This is a genomic window from Arthrobacter sp. 01N444, assembly GCF_056399305.1.
On record NZ_JBFTRB010000018.1, the window covers coordinates 58,785 to 78,576 of the forward strand.

The following is a 19,792-nucleotide window of genomic DNA, read 5'->3' on the forward strand; positions in this document are numbered from 1 at the left end:
GTGGGGCGGTATTCGCGCTGGGCTGACGGCGGGGGGTCATGCGGGCCTCCTGGAATGCCTGCGGCAACGGCAACGGCGCCGGGGCGGGGCTGGCTCTGTGCGGAGCGGTGGCTGGGGACGGTAGAGGCGGCTACGGCGCCTGGCTGCGGGGACACTGGCTGTGTGGGCGGTGCCGGTGCCGGTGCAAACACGTTGAGGTAGGTGCCTCCGCCACGCCGGGCCCGGGAGCGGGCCAGGGAGCAGGGTGCTCGAAAACTGTGCCAGCAAAACACGGTGCCTGGGAAATGGCTGGATTCCAAGTGGTGCGGGCGCCCGCGGGTGAGAAAACTCACCCCTGCAATGGCGCACTCAGCGGAAGGCGTTTACCTGCATCGCTACGGAGTCCCTCGGCGTCCCTGACAAGGACGGGACGGGACCCGTGCCGGCTACTTGGAGATCAAGATCATGTTTTGTAGCGTAGCAGACGCTGGCGCTCCCACCCGGTTTCCCATACGGGCTGGCCGCGAACTAATCTGGCCCATTATGGAGTCTGCACACTATTTCAGCGCCCAGCCGGCCGGGCCCTTTACCCGTAAGCCGCTCACTGTGGATCTTGCCGGTGAGACGCGCCGGCTGCAGACGTCCTCGGGGATCTTCAGCCCGGACGGGATCGACAAGGGAACGGCCGTGCTGCTGGCCGACGTCCCGGCGCCGTCGCCGCAGGGCAACCTGCTGGATATCGGCTGCGGCTGGGGACCGATCGCCCTGACCATGGCCCTGCGGGCACCGCACGCCCAGGTCTACGCGGTGGACGTGAACGAACGCTGCGTGACCCTGACCAATGAAAACGCCGGGCTGTTGGGGCTGCACAACGTATCCGCCAGCACGCCGGACGCCGTGGACCCCGACCTGCGCTTTGACACCATCTGGTCCAACCCGCCGATCAGGATCGGCAAGGATGAGCTTCATGCCCTCCTGCGCCTGTGGATTCCCAGGCTGGCGCCGGGCGGATCGGCCTGGCTCGTGGTCCAGAAGAACCTCGGCTCGGACTCGCTGCAGCGCTGGCTCTCGGCGGAGCTCGACGCCAGCTTCAGCGTGACCCGGGAGAGCACGTCGAAGTCGTTCCGGATCCTTCGAATCAGGAAAGCGTCCCGCTAGCGACGATCACGGCCGGGCCGCTGAGTTCGACGTGTTCGTGCCCCTCCGGGCCCAGGAAGAATTTCACGCCGACGACGCCGCCGGGGACGTGGACGTTCCACGCGTCCGGTGCGCCCTGGCCGGCCCAGTGGCGAATCGCGACGGCGGCGGCGCAGGCGCCCGTGCCGCATGACTGGGTCTCCCCCACTCCGCGCTCGTGGACCCGCATGGTGATGGTGCCGGTGCCGTCGTGGACCAGTGGTTCGGAGGGCACAACGAATTCGACGTTGGTGCCGTGCGGCGGCGTCGGGTCCACCCGGGGGGCCGTGAACAGCTGCGTGGCCTCCAGTTCGGCTGTTTCGGCCAGGGCCACGACAGTGTGCGGGTTGCCCATGCTGACGGAGAGGGCGGGCCGTGCGACTTCGAGCCCGTCGGCGCTGACCAGCGAGTCCATGGCCCGCGCGGTCGCCTCGCCCGGGAAAATGAATTCCCAGGGGCCCATGTCCACGGCGTAGCCCGCAGCCGTCCGGACGATCGTCTTGGCACCGCCCCGGGTTCCAATGACGAGCGATTCGCCGGCCGGCAGGTCCACGAGGCCTTCGGCGATGAGGAAGTGCACAAAGACGCGGACTCCGTTTCCGCACATCTCAGAGAGCGAGCCGTCGCCGTTGCGGTAGTCCATGAACCACTCGGCATCGGGGTGCGCGGTCAGCAATTGCTGCCCCTCGGGCAGGAGCCGGGAAGGCACGGCCCGGATCAGGCCGTCGCCGCCGATGCCACGGTGCCGGTCACAGAGCGCCGCGACGTGCTCCGGGCTCAACTCGAGCGCGCCGTTGGGGTCTGCGATCAGGACAAAGTCGTTGCCCGTTCCGTGGCCTTTGGAAAACTTCAGGCCGCTCAGCGGGGCGGTATCGCCGGCAGTACGGTCAGCGGCTACGGCTTGGGATTCGTCCATGCTCCAAGGTTACCGTTCCGCCCCGACCGCTCCGGCACCGTGACCCAAGCGCTACGCCGGAGGCAGAACCGGCGTCGCCCGGCAGAGGCCGGCGGCCTCGGCCACGAGGTCAGGATCGTGCCAGCCCAGCCAGGTGACCCGGGGATCCGCACGGAACCAGGTCAGCTGGCGGCGCGCGAACTGCCGGGTGGCGATGATGGTTTCGTCCGCGGCCTGCTCCACGCTGGAGGCACCGTCGAGCACCCGGAGGAACTGGGCGTAGCCGAGGGCCCGCGGCGCGGTCCGGCCGCTGCGGAGCCCTGCTGCGTCCAGCCGGCGGACTTCGTCCAGGAGCCCCCGGTCCACCATCGCGTGGACCCGGTCGGCCAGGCGCTGCCGGAGCAGTTCCCGGTCCACCTCGAGTCCGATCTGGATGGCAGGCTGGAAGTATTGGCGGGCCGGCATGAAGGAGCTGAATGGCCGCCCGGTGAGCTCGAAGACTTCCAGGGCGCGGATGATCCTGCGCTCATCGCCGAGCCTGCCCGCGGAGACGGGGTCCACTGCCTCGAGCCGTTGCCGCAGGGGCGCGGGGCCCGCGGTAGCCAGTTCCGCCTCGAGCCGGCCGCGGATCTCCGGATCCGTGCCGGGGAATTCCAGGACGTCGAGGGCGCCGCGGACGTAGAGTCCGGAGCCGCCGGCCAGGATGGCGCGCTTACCCCGGCCGTGGATGTCGGCGATCAACGCCCGGGCCTGCTGCTGGAAGTCCGAGACGCTCGCTTCCTCGGTCACGTCCAGAATGTCCAGCAGGTGATGCGGCACACCGCGGCGCTCCGCCTCGGTGATCTTGGCGGTGCCGATATCCATGCCGCGGTAGAACTGCATCGAGTCGGCGTTGATGACTTCACCGTCGAGCTCAAGGGCGAGGGAAACGGCCAGGTCTGATTTGCCGGATCCCGTCGGCCCGACGACGGCGATCACCGGCGGCGCGGCCGGCCGTGCCCCCTGCGCCGCCGCATTTTGGGCAGCGTCCTTCTGGGCAGTGCCCTCGACCGCCAAGGCCTGGGCTGTGTCCTCGACCGCCGTGGCGCGGGCTGCTGGGTTCTGGACTGCTTCGTTCCGGGGAGCGCCCTGCGGGCCGGGCACGGCGCTAACGGCCGCGGACCGGGAGGCTGGGCATGCCCAGCGACACGCCGGAGGTGCCCGACGCGCTGGTCTTGCCCGCCGGGCTGGCCGGGGCGCCGCAGGAATCTGCCTGCGACCGGTCCCAGGCATCGCCGGCACGGGACCGGCGCAGGCTGTAGTCCTCGGCCGAGGCGGGGTCGGAGACGAGGTGGAACGCCGCCGCCTCTGTGATGGTGACAGTCACCAGATCGCCGGGCCGGGGCACTTCGGCTCCGGCGGGCACGGAGAAGTGCACCAGCCGCTGGTCCTGGGACCGGCCGGAGAGGCGGTGGGTTTCCCCAGCCTTACGGCCCGACTGGGCCGTCACCATGACCTCGACGCGGCGGCCAAGCTGCCGGGCGTTTTCCTCGGCGGCAATCCGGTCCTGCAGGGCCGTGAGGCGTTCGAAGCGTTCCTGGACCACGGCCTTGGGCAGCTGGTCCGGCAGGTCCGCGGCGGGCGTGCCCGGCCGCTTGGAGTACTGGAAGGTGAAGGCGGTGGCGAACCGGGACTTCGCCACGACGTCGAGCGTGGCCTGGAAGTCCTCCTCGGTCTCGCCGGGGAACCCGACGATGATGTCGGTGGAGATGGCGGCGTGCGGGATCTTCTCGCGGACCTTGTCCAGGATGCCGAGGAACTTGGTCGAGCGGTAGGACCGCTTCATGTCCTTGAGGACCTTGTCCGAGCCGGACTGCAGGGGCATGTGCAGCTGCGGCATGACGTTGGGCGTCTCGGCCATGGCGTCGATGACGTCGTCGGTAAAGGCGGCCGGGTGCGGGCTGGTGAACCGGACCCGCTCCAGGCCCGGGATGTCGCCGCACGCGCGCAGGAGCTTGGAGAAGGCCTGCCGGTCGCCGAATTCGACGCCGTAGGAGTTCACGTTCTGGCCCAGCAGGGTTACCTCGATGGCACCGTCGTCCACGAGCGCCTGGATTTCGGCCAGGATCTCGCCGGGGCGGCGGTCCTTTTCCTTGCCCCGCAGGGCCGGGACGATGCAGAAGGTGCAGGTGTTGTTGCAGCCCACCGAGATCGATACCCAGCCCGAGTAGACGGAGTCCCGCTTGGTGGGGAGGGTGGACGGAAAGACGTCCAGCGATTCGAGGATCTCCAGCTGGGCCTCATTGTTGTGGCGGGCCCGGTCCAGCAGCGCCGGCAGGGCACCGACATTGTGGGTGCCGAACACGGCATCCACCCACGGGGCCTTCTTGAGGATGGTCTCGCGGTCTTTTTGCGCGAGACAGCCGCCGACGGCGATCTGCATGCCCGGGTTGGCTGCCTTGACCGGGGCGAGGATGCCGAGGTTGCCGTACAGCTTGTTGTCGGCGTTTTCCCGGACCGCGCAGGTGTTGAAGACCACGACGTCGGCCAGCTCGCCGGAGGAGGGGACGTAGCCTGCGGCTTCCAGCATGCCGGCCATCCGCTCGGAATCGTGCACGTTCATCTGGCAGCCGAAAGTGCGCACCTGGTAGGTGCGGGGCTGGGCCGGGGCGGGACTTTCCGGTGCGGAAACGGGGTCCGCACCGAATGTCTGGGGCCCTGCCGGCTGCACCGCCGGTGGCGCTGTCGGAGAAGTCGTGCCGGCCGTTGGGGAGGGAATGGTAAAACTCACCTGTTAAGGGTAACGGGTAAGGGTAGTGGGCAGCGGCTGGGCCAGCGCAGACCCCGGCCCGGCGGTCCTAATCCCCGTCCCCCGCTTGGCCGGCGGCGGCATCGAGCACCTCACCCACCACCCGGAAGGCGAGCGACGGCTGGTATCCCTTGCGGGCCAGCATTGACGCGAGGCGGCGCGTAACTTTGTCGCGTTCGGCCCGGTCTTCGTCGCCGGTGAATCCCCGCAGCTTGCGCTCCACGAGCTCCCGGGCGGCCGTTTCCTCGTCGGCGTCGCTGAGCTGGGCCAGTGCACCGGCAGCGATCTCCGGGTCGATGCCCTTGTCCGCAAGTTCGCGCCGCAAGGCGCCTTTGGCGAGCTTGCGCGTCTGGGACCTGCTGCGGACCCACATGTCGGCGAACTCGGCGTCGTCAACCAGCCGCACTTCCTCGAAGCGGTCCAGCACGGCCTCCGCGACGTCCTCAGGGACGTTGCGCTCGGCCAGCTTGCGCGAGAGCTGCAGCCGGCTCTTGGGCGAATTCGTCAGCTGCCGCAGCACGATGGCACGCGCCACCGCCGCGGGGTCCGCGTCCCGGTCCTGCCCGGCCGGCGAATCCGCGCCATCGGTGCGGTCCGCCGGCTGATCCGGGCCGGCAAAGCCGGGGGCAGGATTCCGTGATGGAAATCCTGCCCCTTTGCGCCGCCGGCTGTTAGAAGCCGTCAACGGCCTTCAGCTTCGGAGATTCTTCGGTCTCAGCCGGGGCCTTGACGCCAACGCCGAGCTTTTCCTTGATCAGGCGCTCGAGTTCGGCCGCCAGCTCCGGGTTGTCGCGCAGGAAGCGGCGGGAGTTCTCCATGCCCTGGCCCAGCTGGTCGCCATCGTAGGTGAACCAGGAGCCCGACTTCTTGATCAGGCCGTGCTCGACACCCATGTCGATGATGCCGCCCTCACGGGAAATGCCCTGGCCGTAGATGATGTCGAACTCGGCGATCTTGAAGGGCGGGGCCATCTTGTTCTTGACGATTTTGGCCTTGGTGCGGTTGCCGACGGAATCGGCGCCCTCTTTCAGGGTCTGGATGCGGCGGACGTCGATGCGGATGGAGGCATAGAACTTCAGCGCCTTACCACCGGTGGTGGTTTCCGGGGAGCCGAAGAAGACACCGATCTTTTCACGCAGCTGGTTGATGAAGATGGCCGTGGTCTTCGTCTGGCTCAGGCGGCCGGTGATCTTACGCAGGGCCTGGCTCATCAGGCGGGCCTGCAGGCCCACGTGGCTGTCGCCCATGTCGCCTTCGATTTCCGCGCGGGGAACGAGGGCGGCCACGGAGTCGATGACTATGACGTCAAGGGAGCCGGATCCGATAAGCATGTCCATGATTTCCAGCGCCTGCTCGCCGGTGTCCGGCTGGGAGACCAGGAGCGCGTCGGTGTCGACGCCCAGCTTGGCGGCGTATTCCGGATCGAGGGCGTGCTCGGCGTCGATGAAGGCGGCAATGCCGCCCTGGCGCTGGGCATTGGCAACCGCGTGCAGCGCGACCGTGGTCTTACCGGAGGATTCCGGACCGTAGATTTCCACGACGCGGCCGCGGGGCAGGCCGCCAATTCCCAGGGCGACGTCCAGTGCGATGGACCCGGTCGGGATGACTTCGATGGGCGCACGGACTTCATCGCCGAGGCGCATGACCGAGCCTTTGCCGAACTGCTTGTCAATCTGGGCAAGCGCTGCGTCGAGCGCCTTCTGGCGATCCGGGGCTGCGGCCATGATTCACACCTCTAATACTTTCTCGCTGTGGAGTGGCCGTGGAGGCCTTTGTCTGTCATCACTGACGCTACTGGCACCCTCCGACAAAGTTGTCGGGAGAACCACTTATGTGGAAAACGGTCTGAAAAAAAGCATATCGCTATCCGAACAGATATTCGAACAAGCGGACGGCGTGTCAGGCGTCAGCGGAGCTCGGCTGGCGTCAGCGCGACGACGCAGGCGTCAGCGGGGCCCGGTGGTGTCACGGGGTTTGACGTCGCGGCCCAGGCGGCGTTCCGGCGGAACGTCCTGGACGTCGCACATGGCAAGCCACACCTGGCGCGGCGGAACTCCGGCGCCGAGCGCCTGGTCCGCGGTGCGGCCTCCGACCCCGGCCAGGACCAGCGAACTGCTCAGGACGCGGGAGTATCCCGCGCCGAACTCGTCGTCCATAAGCCGCCAAAAGTCACTGATTCGCACGAGTAAAGTCTCTCACGGCCGGGGACTCTAGAATGGTTGCCATGAGCAACCCAACTGAGTCCGCGGGAGATCCCGCTCCCGATACCGCCGGCGCGGACGCCGCCCTGGACGCCGTCGAGAACCAGCTGAGCCTGCTCTGGCGCCGGGGCCGGTCGATTTCCCACCAGCTCTCGCGCCAGGTCCACCCGGACATGGAACCCGCCGCCTACGGCCTGCTCAGCGTGATCCGCCAGCAGGGCCCCATCCGGCTGACCGACCTAGCCTCCTGCATCGGCGTCGGCAAGCCATCGGTGAGCCGGCAGATCGCCTTCCTCGAGGGCCTCGGGCTGGTGTCGAAGGAGGCTGACCCGCTGGACGGCCGGGCGCAGGCCATCCGGCTGACATCCGAAGGCGAGGAAAGGATGCACCAGGTCCAGGACGCACGGCGTGAGGTGTTCCGGGAACGCCTGGCGGAATGGCCGGCCGAGGATCTGCAGGCTTTGGCCATGTACATGGCCAAGCTCAATGCCACCTACGAGCGCGACGGTTTCCCCCGGGACGAGCCCGCCTGACTCCCCCACCGGGAACCCTGGTCACCGAAGCACGACAAAGGACCTCCGGCCTGGGCCGGAGGTCCTCTTTTGTGTCTTAGGTCTTAGGTGAGCTGGCTGCTAGCGCGCCCCGGAAAGGAGGCCCTTGGCCAGCTCGTCGGTGAGATCGGAGTTCAGTTCCCGGTCGAGGTCGCGGCCATAGCGCTGCGCGAACTCCTGGGGAACGGTGTCCGGAACCGCGACGCCCTCGGCGACCGCGACGCGGTCGCTGACTTCGCGGAGCATGCTCGAAAGCGGAACATCGAGGGCCGAGCAGATCGAGGAGAGCAACTCCGAGGAGGCTTCCTTCTGGCCGCGTTCCACTTCGCTCAGGTAGCCCAGGGAAACGCGGGCACTGTGCGAGACTTCGCGGAGCGTACGGCCCTGGCGCTGGCGGACATCGCGCAGGACATCACCGATTTCGTGACGTAGTACAACCATCTTGCGCTCCTTCTGTTCGCTCTTGGCCTGATCGGCGAGGCCCACATCCTTCCAGCGGACAACGCCGTTTACGGATACGGGCTGCTTTACCATCTGTATCGCCTTGCTCCTCGTACTGTCGAGTCCGCCGGTGGGGGCGGACTCTGCTGATGTTTTCATCCTAGGCGCCTCCCTCATTTGGAAGCGACACAATGTAACAACTATTCGGAATCAACTTTTGTTCCCGGCAACTTTACGCCCGGTAGCCTTCGGAAGATAGGGCCTCCAGCAGACGTTCCAGCGCGGCGCCGCACGCAAGTGCGCGGATCTCGGCGCGGCTGCCGTCAAAGGAATAGGGGTACGACGTCGATCCTTCCGCCGTGGCGATGCCGACAAAGACCGTGCCCACCGCTTTGCCGTCGTGCGGTTCGGGACCGGCCACGCCGGTAGTGGACACGCCGATATCGGCGCCGCAGATGCGGCGCGCCCCGTCGGCCATGGCTGCGGCTACCTGGCCGTCCACGGAGCCGACGGCGTCGAGCAGCTCAGCGGGGACGCCGAGGACGTCGGACTTGACCCTGTTGGCATAGGACACCACGCCGCCCTGCAGCATCCCGGAGGCGCCGGGCGTGTCGGCCAGCACGGCGGTGACCATCCCGGCGGTGAGGGATTCGGCGGTGGCGGCGGTCAGGCCGCGGCCGAGGGCGCCGGTGACGGCCTGCTCCGCCAGTCGGTGCAGATTGGGATGCAGATTGGGGTGCAGGTTGGGGTGAGGAACGGAGTCCGACTGGTTCATGGCTTGTTCTCCCTTGAACGTTGTTTCTCTGCCTTGATGCCGGCCGCCCGCAGTTTGAGCGCCTCAATGACGTATTCGCCGCCGGTCCACAGGGTGATGGCCAAGGCGGCCATCATCACGATGAACGCCACAACGCCCAGCCACGGGGCGAGGGATGCCAACGGAAGGACGTAGAGGAAGATGGCCGCCGTCTGCACCACCGTCTTGAGCTTGCCTCCGCGCGAGGCCGGGATAACGCCGTAGCGGATGACGAAGAAACGCAGGGCGGTGATGCCCCACTCCCGGACCAGGATCAGGATGGTGACCCACCAGGGCAGTTCCTGGAGCAAGGAGAGCATGACCAGCGCGGAACCGATCAGGAGCTTGTCGGCGATCGGGTCGGCAATCTTGCCAAAGTCGGTGACGAGGCCGCGGGACCGGGCGATGTCGCCGTCGAGCTTGTCCGTGTAGATGGCCACCGCGAAAACGAAGGCGGCCGCCCAGCGCCAGACGCCGTTCTGGGCCTGCAGCCCCGGCGCGTCGAGGAGGAGGAACCAGACGAAGAACGGCACCAGCACTATCCGCAGCATCGTGAGGACATTCGGCAGGTTCCAGATCTCCGAGGCGGATCCGGCGTTGGCTTCGGCGCTATTCACCTTCTTAGGCTACCGTCTGCGCTACCGGCCGGTGAGCGACCAGGCGTCCTCTGAGCCGTCCTCGTCGCCGGAACCGCCGTCGGCGCCGTCGTGGTAGTCGATCGCCTGGGTGCGGTTCTCAAGGTCCGCCGCCACGAGGTCCTCGGCGTAACCGCCCTGGGCGATGTTCGCGTTGGCGTTATCGCTCAGCGCCGCGGTCTGCGAGTCGGCGGACACCGGGCCGTCCTGTCCCTTCATCGCGGCCAGCACTGCGGCGAGGTCATCGGGCTTGACCAGCACGTCGCGCGCCTTGGAACCTTCGGAGGGCCCCACCACTCCCCTGGACTCGAGCAGGTCCATGAGACGGCCGGCCTTCGCGAAACCGACGCGGAGCTTGCGCTGGAGCATCGAGGTGGAGCCGAACTGGGTGGTGACCACGAGCTCGGTTGCCTGGAGCAGGACCTCGAGATCGTCCCCGATGTCGTCATCGATCTGCTTCTTCTGCGCCTCGGGCGCGACGTCGTCGCGGTAGACGGCCTTGAGCTGGCCCTTGACGTGCTCGACGACCTTGTGGATCTCGGACTCGGTGACCCAGGCACCCTGGACACGCATGGCCTTCGAGGCCCCCATCGGCAGGAACAAGGCATCCCCCTGGCCGATGAGTTTCTCGGCGCCCGGCTGGTCCAGGACCACCCGGGAGTCGGTGACAGAGGAGGTGGCGAAGGCCATGCGGGAGGGCACGTTCGCCTTGATCAGGCCGGTCACGACGTCGACCGACGGGCGCTGGGTGGCCAGGACCAGGTGGATGCCGGCCGCACGGGCCAGCTGCGTGATGCGGACAATCGAGTCTTCGACGTCGCGCGGGGCCACCATCATGAGGTCGGCGAGTTCGTCCACGATGACCAGCAGGTATGGGTACGGCTTGATGACGCGCTTGGAATCCACCGGCGGGTGGACCTTGCCAGCCCGGACAGCCTTGTTGAAGTCATCGATGTGCTTGAAGCCGTAATTGGCGAGGTCGTCATAGCGGGCATCCATTTCCCGGACCACCCACTGCAGGGCCTCGGCCGCCTTCTTCGGGTTGGTGATGATCGGGGTGATGAGGTGCGGGACCCCCTCGTAGGCGGTGAGTTCCACGCGCTTGGGGTCCACCATGACCATCCGGACCTCGTCCGGGGTGGCCCGCATCAGGATGGAGGTGATCATCGAGTTCACGAACGAGGACTTACCGGCACCGGTGGCGCCGGCCACGAGCAGGTGCGGCATCTTGGCCAGGTTGGCCACGACGTACCCGCCCTCGACGTCCTTGCCGACCCCCATGACCATGGGGTGGTCGGTGCGGCGGGCGTTCTGGCTGCGGAGCACGTCGCCCAGGGACACGGTTTCGCGGTCCGTGTTGGGGATTTCGATGCCGATGGCCGACTTGCCCGGGATAGGGCTCAGGATGCGGACATCCGAGCTGGCCACGGCATAGGAAATGTTCTTGGACAAGGCGGTGACCCGTTCCACCTTGGTGCCCGGGGACAGCTCGATTTCGTAGCGGGTCACGGTGGGGCCGCGGCTGAAGCCGGTGACCTGTGCCTCCACGTTGAACTGGTTGAGGGTCTCGGTGAGCGAGGCGACAATCGCGTCGTTGGCCTCGGTGCGTTCCTTGGGGATGGAACCGGGTGTCAGCACGTCCGACGCCGGCAGGGTGTAAGTGACGTCGCCGGCCAGGGAAAGCTGCTCGGTGCGCTGCGGAATGGGGGTGGGCAGCGGTGCGGGCGCGACCGGGTTGGAGGGGACCTTGGCGGCCGCAGCGGCGGCATTGAGCGATCCCGCGGCCACCATCCCCGGAGTGATCAGCGGGATGGCCTCGGTGGCGTCGCCGCTGGACTCCGCCGCAGCGCCGGCTGATCCTGCCATCCCGAGCCCCTGGGCGGCTTTGATCTTTTCGACGGCGATCTCGGCCTGGGTGGGACGGCGGACGCCGGGCGCGACATCGGGCGCGGCGTCGGCTGCGACGCCAGAGCGCGCCTTGCCCCTCGTGCCCTTGGCCGGAGGTGCGTCCGCTGCTTCATCATCTGCGATGAGGGCGCGTTCGAAGGCCTCGTCGCCGACGTAGCCTTCCAGACCGGACTCGTCGTCGTGGTCCTTGCCGAAGAGGCGCTTGCGCTTCTTCCTGGGCGGGGCCGGCGCGTCGTTCTCGTAAAGGTAGCTGCGGTCGTGGCGGTCGCCGCCGTCGTCGTCCTGCAGGTCGATGCCCATCAGGTGCTCGTAGGCGTCGCGCAGGCGGCCAGGGATCGCGCCGAAGGGCGTGGCGGTGACGATCAGCAGCGAGGTGAAGGCCAGCAGGCCGTAGACCGCCACGGGGACGGCGGTGTGCACGGCGGCGAGCGGGGCGGCGGCGAGGTAGCCGAGCATGCCGCCGGCCCGGCGCAGGCCGTCGAAGCCGTCGGCGACGGTCGGCTGGCCGCCAATGATGTGGGCCAGCCCGGAACCGGCGAACGTCATGATGAGGAAACCGATGCCGACCCGGTTGTTGCCGCGGCCGTCGTCGGGCTGGCGGAACAGGCGGAAGGCGCACACGAACAGCATGAGCGGCAGCAGCAGGGCCATCCAGCCGAACGTGCCGTTGACGATCGCAAACACGAGGTCAGGGAGCCAGCCCTGGAACCCCCACCACGCGAAGGTGGCAACGAAGACTCCCAGGGCCAGGTTGAACAGGGCGGCGCCGTCGCGGCGGTCCTCGGGGGCTAGGTCGCTGACGTCGTGGCCGACCCGCCGGATGCCGGCGCCGATCACGTGGGCGATGCCCAGCCAGGCACCGGCCAGCACCCTCACCACCCAGGGCTGGTGCGGCTCAACAACGGCCAACTGCCGGGTCCGCGCGGTGGCTGTGTTTCTACCTGCGGTCCCACCTGCGGTGCCACCTGCGGCTCCCCGCGGCCGGGCGGATTTGGATGCAGCGGGACGGGACCCCCGGCCGGGAGAACTGCCTGATTTGCCGCTTGAGTTTCCTCTAGGCGCGGAAGAAGTACGAGTCGCCATACCCGCCACGGTACCGGATGCCGGGCCGAAAACCCCGAATTTCCGGGCGTCCGGGATCATGTTGCCGCCACCACCAACGGGAACGGCCTCCCCCGCCTCCCGCGGCGCTCAGGCTGCGGGATGGCCGGGAAGGCCGTTGACCAGGCATGCGCCGGGTGCGCGTGAAGGACTTACGCCCGGTGAACCACCTGAGGCTTACGCCCGGCGAACCAACTGAGGCCTACGCCTCAAGGACCACCGGGATGATCATGGGCTTGCGGCGGAGCTTGCGGTTGACCCACGTGCCGACGACCCGGCGGACGACCTGCTGCAGCTGGTGCGTCGTGTGGTCCGTGCGGTTCAGCACGGCTTCTTCGAGGGCCTCATTGATCTTGGGGATGATCTCGTCAAAGACGGAATCGTCCTCGGCCACGCCGCGGGCGTGGATTTCCGGCCCGGACACCACCTTGCCGGTGGCACGGTGGATGACCGTGATGATGGAGATGAAGCCCTCATCGCCGAGGGTCTGACGGTCCTTGAGGTCTGCTTCGGTGACCTCGCCGACGCTGGAGCCGTCGACGTAGACGAAGCCAACCTCGACCTGGCCCACGATGTCGGCCTGGTGGTCGCGAAGATCGATCACTGTGCCGTTGTCCGCGAGCAGGATGCTTTCCTCCGGCACTCCGGATTCGAGGGCGATCTTGCCGTTGGCGATGAGGTGGCGGGTTTCGCCGTGCACCGGCATGGCGTTGAGCGGCTCAAGGATGTTGTAGCAGTACAGCAGCTCGCCGGCGGCAGCGTGGCCGGAGACGTGCACCTTGGCGTTGCCCTTGTGGATGACGTCGGCGCCGAGCTTCAGCAGGCCGTTGATGATGCGGAAGACGGCGTTTTCGTTGCCCGGGATCAGGCTGGACGCGAGGATGACGGTGTCCCCCTCGCCGACGACGACGCGGTGGTCGCCGTTGGCCATGCGGGACAGGGCGGCCATGGGCTCACCCTGGGAGCCGGTGGACATCAGCACAACCCGGTTGTCCGGCAGGTTGTCGATGTTCTTGATGTCGACCAGGATCCCGGCCGGGACCTCCAGGTAGCCCAGTTTCGCGGCGATGGCCATGTTCCGGACCATGGAGCGGCCCACGAAGGCAACCTTGCGGTTGTGGTTGGCGGCGGCGTCGAGAACCTGCTGGACGCGGTGCACGTGCGAGGAGAAGGAGGCGACGATGATGCGCTTGGAGGCCTGCCCGAACAGCCGGTCCAGGGTGGGTCCGATTTCCTTCTCGGCGGTGGTGAACCCCGGGACGTCGGCGTTGGTCGAATCCGACATGAACAGGTCCACGCCTTCTTCGCCCAGCTTGGCGAAGTGCCGGAGGTCGGTGATGCGGCCATCCAGCGGCAGCTGGTCCATCTTGAAGTCACCGGTGTGCAGGACGGTGCCGCCCGAGGTGCGGAGGAACACGGCCAGGGCGTCCGGGATGGAGTGGTTGACGGCGATGAACTCGCATTCGAAGGGCCCGTACTTCTCGACCTGGCCCTCGACGACGATCTTCGTGTTCGGCTTGATCCGGTGTTCCTGCAGCTTGGCCTCGATGAGGGCCAGTGTCAGCTGTGAACCGACGATGGGAATGTCGGCGCGCAGGCGCAGGAGGTAGGGGACGGCGCCGATGTGGTCTTCGTGACCGTGGGTCAGGACTACCGCGACGATGTCCTGGAGACGGTTCTCGATGTAGGAGAAGTCCGGCAGGATGAGGTCGACGCCGGGCTGGGTCTCCTCGGGGAAGAGGACGCCGCAGTCAACGATGAGGAGCTTGCCATCGATCTCGAAAACGGTCATGTTTCGACCGATTTCCCCGATTCCGCCGAGCGGTACGATCCGCAGGGTGTTCTTCGGGAGGCGGGGCGGCGTGACAAGGCCGGGAAGGGCGGTTTGGGTCATAGTGCACTACTTTCCAGGCTGAAGCCGGGCTGGTTCTTAACCATCAGGATTGGCTCCCGATCAGGAAAAGACCATCCCCGCTTCCGCCAAATCCTCGCGGATGGTTGCGATCTCGGCCTCGCCCGGCTCCACGAGGGGCAAACGGACAACCGAGTTGGGCAGGACTCCCTGCCACTTAAGAACCTGCTTGGCAGCGACAGCACCCTGAATGTGGGTCATCACTGCGCGGACCACGGGGTCCAGTTCGAAATGTAGGGTGCGGGCGGTAGCAAAATCGCCTGCAAGTGCGGCATCGATCAGCGCACGGAATTGCCGCGTCGCGACGTGCGCGGAGACGCTGACCAGCCCGACGGCACCGGCGGCCATCCACGGCAGCGTGAGGCCGTCGTCGCCGGAGTAGACATCAAGATCGGTGTTCGCCAGGACGCGCGTGAGGGCGTTGAAGTCGGCCTTGGCATCCTTGAGGGCGACGATCCTGGGGTGGTCGGCGAGCCGGATCATGGTCTCGGGCAGGATGGGCACGCCGGCGCGGCCGGGGATGTCGTAGACCATGACGGGGAGGTCGGCGGCGTCGGCCACGGCCTCGACGTGCGCCTGGATACCGGCCTGGCTGGGCTTGTTGTAATACGGCGTGACGATCAGCTGGCCGTGGGCTCCGGCCTTGGCGGCGCGCTTGGCCATCTCGATCGAGTGCGAGGTGTGGTTGGTCCCGGTTCCGGCGATGACCTTGGCGCGGTCGCCCACGGCCTCGACGATGACGCGGAAGAGCTTCTCTTTTTCGTCGTCCTCGAGCGTGGAGGTCTCACCCGTGGTGCCGGAGATCACGAGGGCGTCATTGCCGTCGTCGACGAGCTTGCTCGCCAGTTCCGCCGACTGCCGGTAGTCGACCTCACCGTCCGATGTGAAAGGCGTGACCATGGCAGTCACGAGGGTCCCGAACGTGTAAGAGCGAATATCAGAGTCAGCCATATGAAAAACGTTACCTTGTCTGCGGCATGTTAGGACAATGGCGGCGGTGTGACGAACGTCAAACTCGGCGGCCGTGCGTCACGTTTCGGCCGCCCGGCCGGACTCAGGGCCGCCGAAACCGCGCCAGCACACTGTATTGGAGGCTCGCGGTCAGCACCTCGGTGCCGGTGCCGGCCGCCTGCCGGAGCGGGAGCCCGTCGGGACCCCAGAACCCGCTCAGGCCACACGAAGGGCCGAGCGGCGTGGCGCCCGCCAGGTTCGCCAGGACGGAGAACATCCGGTTGTCCATGGCCCGGGCGCCGAGATGCAGTGCCAGCCGGTGGTCTTCGCCGGCCGTGTAGAGGGCCGAGACGGCATAGATGTCCGCCCCGGCGTCCGCGGCCCATTCCGCATGGCCGGGGCGCGCTGCGTCGAAGCAGATCGCCAGGGCGACCTTCCAGCCGTCGATCTCCAGAACCGCTGGATTCCTGCCGGCCACGAAGAGATCCTGCTCCGGTCCGTGCAGATGCGTTTTGAAGCTGGTCTCGATGGAGCCTGTTGGATGGACCGCGAGGGCGGCCAGCCGCGGAGTACCGTCCGCGTCTTTGAACGCGGCACCGACGACGGCGGTTATTCCGGTGCGCCGGCAGATTTCCCGGATGCCGTCCAGCCGCCGGTCAGCCGCGCTCAGCCACTCCCCGGGTCCGTCCAGCAGGTCCAGCCGGTATCCCGTCAGCGAGAGTTCGGGAAAGATGACAAGCCGGGCTCCATGCGACTCGGCGTCTTCGATCAGCCGGATGTGCTCGGGCACGTTGGTGGCAACGCCACCATCCAGGGCCTGGTATTGGACGGCGGACAGCGTCAGCGCGGTGATTGAGCCAGTGGTCACCCTGCCATCCTATGCACCCCGTCTTTCGCCGGAGGGAGCCGAAGGTGCCGAGCAGTAACGCCCGACGGCGGTTTCGCGAAGGGCCTCTGCCCAGGCGGCTAGACGCTGGGCCGCCCGCACGTAGTCGAACAGTTCGGTTGGAGTGAGGGCGTCGAGGTCCGTCTCGGCCAGCCGCCGGGCCAGCTCAGCTCCCGGCGGCACCGCGGCCAGCGCCGCACCTTCCTTCCCCCACTGAACGTCCTCGGCCGGCTCCCCGGCGACCAAGCGCCGGAAGAGGAAGTCCACGACGCCCGGGCTCATGGCTTTGAGGACGCCGGCCGCCGGCTCGCCACCGTTCGTCCGTCCGCCAGGCGTCGCGCTGTTCAGTTGCGGGCCCGACGGATCCGGGCCCGGAAATTGTCGGCTTGTGGATTCCCGGCCGGTGAATTCGGGCTTCAGGAAGGCTGGCTCTGGGGCGTCGTTCATGCGCCCATCGTATTCGAACATATATTCGAATACAAGGGATGCCCGGAGAAGGATCGGGGCTGCGGGCAGGCCGAAGATGAGACGGTCACCGGGCCGATCGTGAGACGATCAGATGATGACGGCGCGCGGAATGACTACGGCTTCCCGGACCGTCCGGGGCACTCCCCCCGGCGTCCGGCTGGCCGGCATCGACGCCGCGCGCGGCCTGGCCCTGCTGGCCATGATGGCCACCCACGTGCTGGCAACCTTTGAGCCGGACCCGCAGCTCACGCCCACCTGGATCGGCCTGGCGTTTTCCGGACGTGCAGCCGCGCTGTTCGCCGTGCTGGCCGGAGTCGGGCTCGCCTTGTCCACGGGGAAACAGCAGCCGCTTGAGGGCGCCGAACTGCGGGGTGCCCGCAGAGGCATCGCCTTGCGGGCGCTCGTAATCGGTGCCGTCGGGCTCTCCCTGGGCGGGCTGGAAGTCAACATCGCGATAATTCTGGTCCACTACGCCCTGCTGTTCCTGTGCGTGCTGCCCTTTGTCGGGCTTGGGCTGAAACGCCTGGCCGCACTCTCGGTCCTCTGGATACTGGCTGCCCCCGCTCTGGCCTACCTCCTGCGGCCGTGGCTGCTGTCCGCCGATCCGCCCCTGCGGCTGGGGCACAACCCAAGCTGGGAGGATCTGGCCGCCCCGGCCAGGCTGCTGGGCGACCTCTTTCTCACGGGCTACTACCCTGTCCTGCAGTGGATCGCTTATCTCCTCGTAGGGCTGGTGATCGGTCGGATGGCGCTGTGGAAAGCGGCCGTGCCGTTCCTGCTCGTTGCTGCCGGCACGGTGGTGGCCGTCATGTCCAAGTGGCTGGGGACGCTCACGTTGGAGGACTGGGGCGGCAGGCAGGCCCTTCAGGCGCATATCGGCGATCCCGCCTACCCGCTGGAGAGCCTGCTGCAGGTCAACCTGGCCGGCATCGACCAGTCAGGCTCAGTGTGGTGGCTGGCCACGAGTGCACCGCACTCCGGCACCACGCTGGATCTGTTGCACACCTCGGGGGCCGCTGCCGCCGTGATCGGCCTGTGCCTGCTGCTGGGCCGGCTGGGCGACTGGCTGGAACTGGATCTGCTGCTGCCGCTGCGCGGAGCCGGGGCCATGACGTTGAGCCTCTACACGGCTCACCTGTGCATCATGGCCGCCCTGCACGACCAGCCCTTGATGCCGGGCTGGACCGTGGAGGGTGTGTATTTCGCGCAGGCTGTCGGGATGCTGGTGGCCGGCGGAGTCTTCGCGGCCATGGCGTGGCGCGGGCCGCTGGAGTGGGCGACCCATGCGGCCAGCCAGGCGGGCCGGCACCAGCCGGCCCAAGTCCGCCGGCCTCGGCGCGTACGCTAAGTTCCGCCGGCCTCGACGCGTGCGCTAAGTTCCGCCGCCGGGTCGTGCGCTAAGTTCCGCCGCCGGGCCCGGCGCGGCCCGGCAAACGGTGTCCGGCTAGTTCTTCTGCTCCCCGGCGCGGAACATTCGCACGGCGTCGCGCATTGAGGCGCGGGCGCGCTTGCGGTCGCCGGCAGCATCGTACGCACAGCTGAGCCGGAACCAGGAACGCCAGTCCTCGGGGGCAGCTTCGGCCTCAGCGCGGTACTTCTCAAATTCGGCGTCGGCGGCTTCGCGGACGATCCGGCCGGCGGGCGTGCGCGGCAGAGTGTCCTCCGGCAGGCCCCCCTCGGCTTCGAGGATCTTTGCCAACCGCTCAGTGCGGGCACCAAACAGCAGTTCCCGGATCAGGGCCCAGGCCCCGATGACCGGCAGCACCAGGTAGGCGACGCCGATCGCCTTCGCCACGAGGCTGGGGTCGGACATCAGGAGCACGGAACGTTGAAGGGACACCACCAGGTAGAACACGAGCAGCAGGGTGACGGCCCCCACCCAGATCTTGGTGCGGTTCGCTTTCAGGGCTGTCAAGGCAGCGGACATCGGGCTCAGAGTCCCAGGTCCAGGTAGCCGTCGAGTCCCACGGTGAGACCGGGGTGAGCGGCGACGCTGCGGATCCCCAGCAGCACGCCGGGCATGAAGGACGCACGGTCGAACGAGTCGTGGCGGATGGTCAGCTGCTCCCCCGGCCCGCCCAGCAGGACCTCCTGATGCGCGACAAGACCGGCCAGCCGGACACTGTGGACCCGGATGCCGTCGACGTCGGTGCCGCGGGCACCGGCGAGTTCCGAGGTGGTGGCGTCCGGGCTGGACGGCACGCCAGCCTCGGAGCGCTCGGCCGAGATCAGCTGTGCCGTGCGCACGGCCGTGCCGGAGGGCGCGTCGACCTTGTCCGGGTGGTGCAGCTCAATAATTTCAACGGATTCGAAGTACTTGGACGCCTTGGCGGCGAAGGCGGAGGCCAGGACGGAGCCGAGGGCGAAGTTCGGGGCGATCAGGACGCCGACGCCGGGCCGGTTGGCGAGGAGTTCTTCCAGCCCCGCGAGCCGGCCGGCATCCCAGCCGGTGGTGCCGACCACGGCGTGCATGCCGTGCTCGACGGCGAAGCGAACGTTCGCCTCGGTGCTTTCGGGGACGGTCAGGTCCACCACGACCTGCGCGCCGGAGCTGACAAGGGAGTCGAGGGGGTCGTTGCGGCCAAGGGCCGCGACGAGCGTCAGGTCCGCGGCGGCGTCGATGGCCTTCACGGCCTCTGCGCCCATGCGCCCGCTGGCGCCCAGCACGGCGACGGAGAGTTGTTCGGTCATGCCATCAACCCTACCGCCGGGGCCGCTGCGTTCCGGAACCGGCGGCGCTTGGTTACAGGGCCGCCGCCGGGGGCGACAGCCTGACCGCCACGCGGCGTGAGCAACGTTCCGCAAGGCCCGGCCCGCCGGCTCGATGGGTCACACGCCGACCCAGGCCTGTCAGGCTGGATTGACGCCCTGCGCCTGTCAATCTAAACTGACAGGCATGGAGACCGATGACCTGTCCGCGCATATTCATTCACTCGATCCCGCCGTCGGTCTGCGGGCGGTCGGCGCCCTCCATCGCCTGGCAGAACAGGTCGAGGCAGCGCAGGTCAGAGCTGCCCGACAGCGGGGATGGACCTGGGAGCAGATCGGCGACGCCCTGGGCGTCTCGCGGCAGTCCGTCCACGCAAAATACCGAGAGTGAGATCAAG

Annotated in this window: 20 protein-coding genes; 4 read left to right on the forward strand and 16 right to left on the reverse strand. The window is 67.8% G+C overall.

The features are described 5' to 3' along the window. Positions 1-522: 522 nt before the first annotated feature. Positions 523-1,137: a class I SAM-dependent methyltransferase gene (locus AC1DKN_RS17370; RefSeq protein ID WP_230008613.1), complete on the forward strand. Its 615-nt coding sequence runs from the start codon at positions 523-525 to the stop codon at positions 1,135-1,137. On the opposite strand, the gene dapF is transcribed toward AC1DKN_RS17370, so the two are convergent. The 6 genes from dapF to AC1DKN_RS17400 all read right to left on the reverse strand — a co-directional run bounded on the left by dapF (position 1,118) and on the right by AC1DKN_RS17400 (position 7,021). Further along, positions 1,118-2,071 (reverse strand): diaminopimelate epimerase, encoded by a 954-nt coding sequence (gene dapF, locus AC1DKN_RS17375; RefSeq protein WP_028277231.1) that lies wholly within the window; start codon positions 2,069-2,071, stop codon positions 1,118-1,120. The genes AC1DKN_RS17370 and dapF overlap by 20 nt on opposite strands. Positions 2,072-2,122: 51 nt before the next feature. After that, entirely contained in the window at positions 2,123-3,028 is a 906-nt protein-coding gene (miaA, locus tag AC1DKN_RS17380) for a tRNA (adenosine(37)-N6)-dimethylallyltransferase MiaA (RefSeq protein WP_476856517.1), read from the reverse strand. A gap of 169 nt (positions 3,029-3,197) precedes the next feature. Beyond that, complete coding sequence (gene miaB / locus AC1DKN_RS17385; RefSeq protein ID WP_476872033.1) at positions 3,198-4,673, reverse strand: tRNA (N6-isopentenyl adenosine(37)-C2)-methylthiotransferase MiaB; 1,476 nt, start codon at positions 4,671-4,673, stop codon at positions 3,198-3,200. Between the two features lie 214 nt (positions 4,674-4,887). Continuing rightward, positions 4,888-5,523: a regulatory protein RecX gene (locus tag AC1DKN_RS17390; protein ID WP_476872017.1), complete on the reverse strand. Its 636-nt coding sequence runs from the start codon at positions 5,521-5,523 to the stop codon at positions 4,888-4,890. Next, on the reverse strand, positions 5,510-6,562 hold the full coding sequence (gene recA / locus AC1DKN_RS17395) for a recombinase RecA (protein ID WP_018774457.1): 1,053 nt from the start codon (positions 6,560-6,562) through the stop codon (positions 5,510-5,512). The genes AC1DKN_RS17390 and recA overlap by 14 nt, the downstream gene beginning before the upstream one ends. Positions 6,563-6,784: 222 nt before the next feature. Continuing rightward, positions 6,785-7,021, reverse strand: coding sequence for a DUF3046 domain-containing protein (locus tag AC1DKN_RS17400; protein ID WP_476856426.1), 237 nt, complete (start codon positions 7,019-7,021; stop codon positions 6,785-6,787). A gap of 41 nt (positions 7,022-7,062) precedes the next feature. On the opposite strand from AC1DKN_RS17400, the gene AC1DKN_RS17405 reads away from it, so the two are divergent. Then, entirely contained in the window at positions 7,063-7,572 is a 510-nt protein-coding gene (locus AC1DKN_RS17405; protein WP_223913991.1) for a MarR family winged helix-turn-helix transcriptional regulator, read from the forward strand. A 99-nt stretch (positions 7,573-7,671) separates the two neighbouring features. On the opposite strand, the gene AC1DKN_RS17410 is transcribed toward AC1DKN_RS17405, so the two are convergent. The 8 genes from AC1DKN_RS17410 to AC1DKN_RS17445 form a co-directional block, all read right to left on the reverse strand. After that, positions 7,672-8,124, reverse strand: coding sequence for a helix-turn-helix domain-containing protein (locus AC1DKN_RS17410; RefSeq protein ID WP_026538316.1), 453 nt, complete (start codon positions 8,122-8,124; stop codon positions 7,672-7,674). Positions 8,125-8,263: 139 nt separating this feature from the next. Beyond that, on the reverse strand, positions 8,264-8,806 hold the full coding sequence (locus tag AC1DKN_RS17415; RefSeq protein WP_476872018.1) for a CinA family protein: 543 nt from the start codon (positions 8,804-8,806) through the stop codon (positions 8,264-8,266). Next, positions 8,803-9,441: a CDP-diacylglycerol--glycerol-3-phosphate 3-phosphatidyltransferase gene (gene pgsA / locus AC1DKN_RS17420; protein WP_476872019.1), complete on the reverse strand. Its 639-nt coding sequence runs from the start codon at positions 9,439-9,441 to the stop codon at positions 8,803-8,805. The genes AC1DKN_RS17415 and pgsA overlap by 4 nt, the downstream gene beginning before the upstream one ends. Before the next feature lie 21 nt (positions 9,442-9,462). Then, positions 9,463-12,450: an FtsK/SpoIIIE family DNA translocase gene (locus AC1DKN_RS17425; RefSeq protein WP_476872020.1), complete on the reverse strand. Its 2,988-nt coding sequence runs from the start codon at positions 12,448-12,450 to the stop codon at positions 9,463-9,465. A 220-nt stretch (positions 12,451-12,670) separates the two neighbouring features. Then, a complete protein-coding gene (locus AC1DKN_RS17430; RefSeq protein ID WP_476849451.1) occupies positions 12,671-14,362 on the reverse strand; it encodes a ribonuclease J in 1,692 nt (563 codons plus the stop codon). 60 nt (positions 14,363-14,422) lie between these two features. Next, positions 14,423-15,331 carry a 4-hydroxy-tetrahydrodipicolinate synthase gene (gene dapA / locus AC1DKN_RS17435; protein ID WP_223913994.1) on the reverse strand — a complete coding sequence of 303 codons (909 nt, stop codon included), beginning with the start codon at positions 15,329-15,331 and terminating at the stop codon, positions 14,423-14,425. A 103-nt stretch (positions 15,332-15,434) separates the two neighbouring features. Then, positions 15,435-16,199 carry a carbon-nitrogen hydrolase family protein gene (locus AC1DKN_RS17440; protein ID WP_476872021.1) on the reverse strand — a complete coding sequence of 255 codons (765 nt, stop codon included), beginning with the start codon at positions 16,197-16,199 and terminating at the stop codon, positions 15,435-15,437. 9 nt (positions 16,200-16,208) lie between these two features. After that, the gene (locus tag AC1DKN_RS17445; protein WP_476849449.1) at positions 16,209-16,664 is read right to left on the reverse strand and encodes a hypothetical protein; all 456 of its coding nucleotides are present in this window, start codon (positions 16,662-16,664) and stop codon (positions 16,209-16,211) included. Positions 16,665-16,779: 115 nt separating this feature from the next. Here AC1DKN_RS17445 and AC1DKN_RS17450 point away from each other — a divergent pair, with 115 nt between their 5' ends. Continuing rightward, entirely contained in the window at positions 16,780-18,033 is a 1,254-nt protein-coding gene (locus AC1DKN_RS17450; RefSeq protein WP_476872022.1) for a heparan-alpha-glucosaminide N-acetyltransferase domain-containing protein, read from the forward strand. Between the two features lie 96 nt (positions 18,034-18,129). Here the strand turns inward: AC1DKN_RS17450 and AC1DKN_RS17455 are convergent, their stop codons facing one another. Together AC1DKN_RS17455 and dapB are read right to left on the reverse strand one after the other, a co-directional pair. Further along, entirely contained in the window at positions 18,130-18,612 is a 483-nt protein-coding gene (locus AC1DKN_RS17455) for a hypothetical protein (protein ID WP_476872023.1), read from the reverse strand. 5 nt (positions 18,613-18,617) lie between these two features. Then, entirely contained in the window at positions 18,618-19,376 is a 759-nt protein-coding gene (gene dapB, locus AC1DKN_RS17460; protein ID WP_476849447.1) for a 4-hydroxy-tetrahydrodipicolinate reductase, read from the reverse strand. Positions 19,377-19,581: 205 nt separating this feature from the next. Here dapB and AC1DKN_RS17465 point away from each other — a divergent pair, with 205 nt between their 5' ends. Continuing rightward, the gene (locus tag AC1DKN_RS17465; RefSeq protein WP_223914000.1) at positions 19,582-19,785 is read left to right on the forward strand and encodes a helix-turn-helix domain-containing protein; all 204 of its coding nucleotides are present in this window, start codon (positions 19,582-19,584) and stop codon (positions 19,783-19,785) included. Positions 19,786-19,792: the final 7 nt, after the last annotated feature.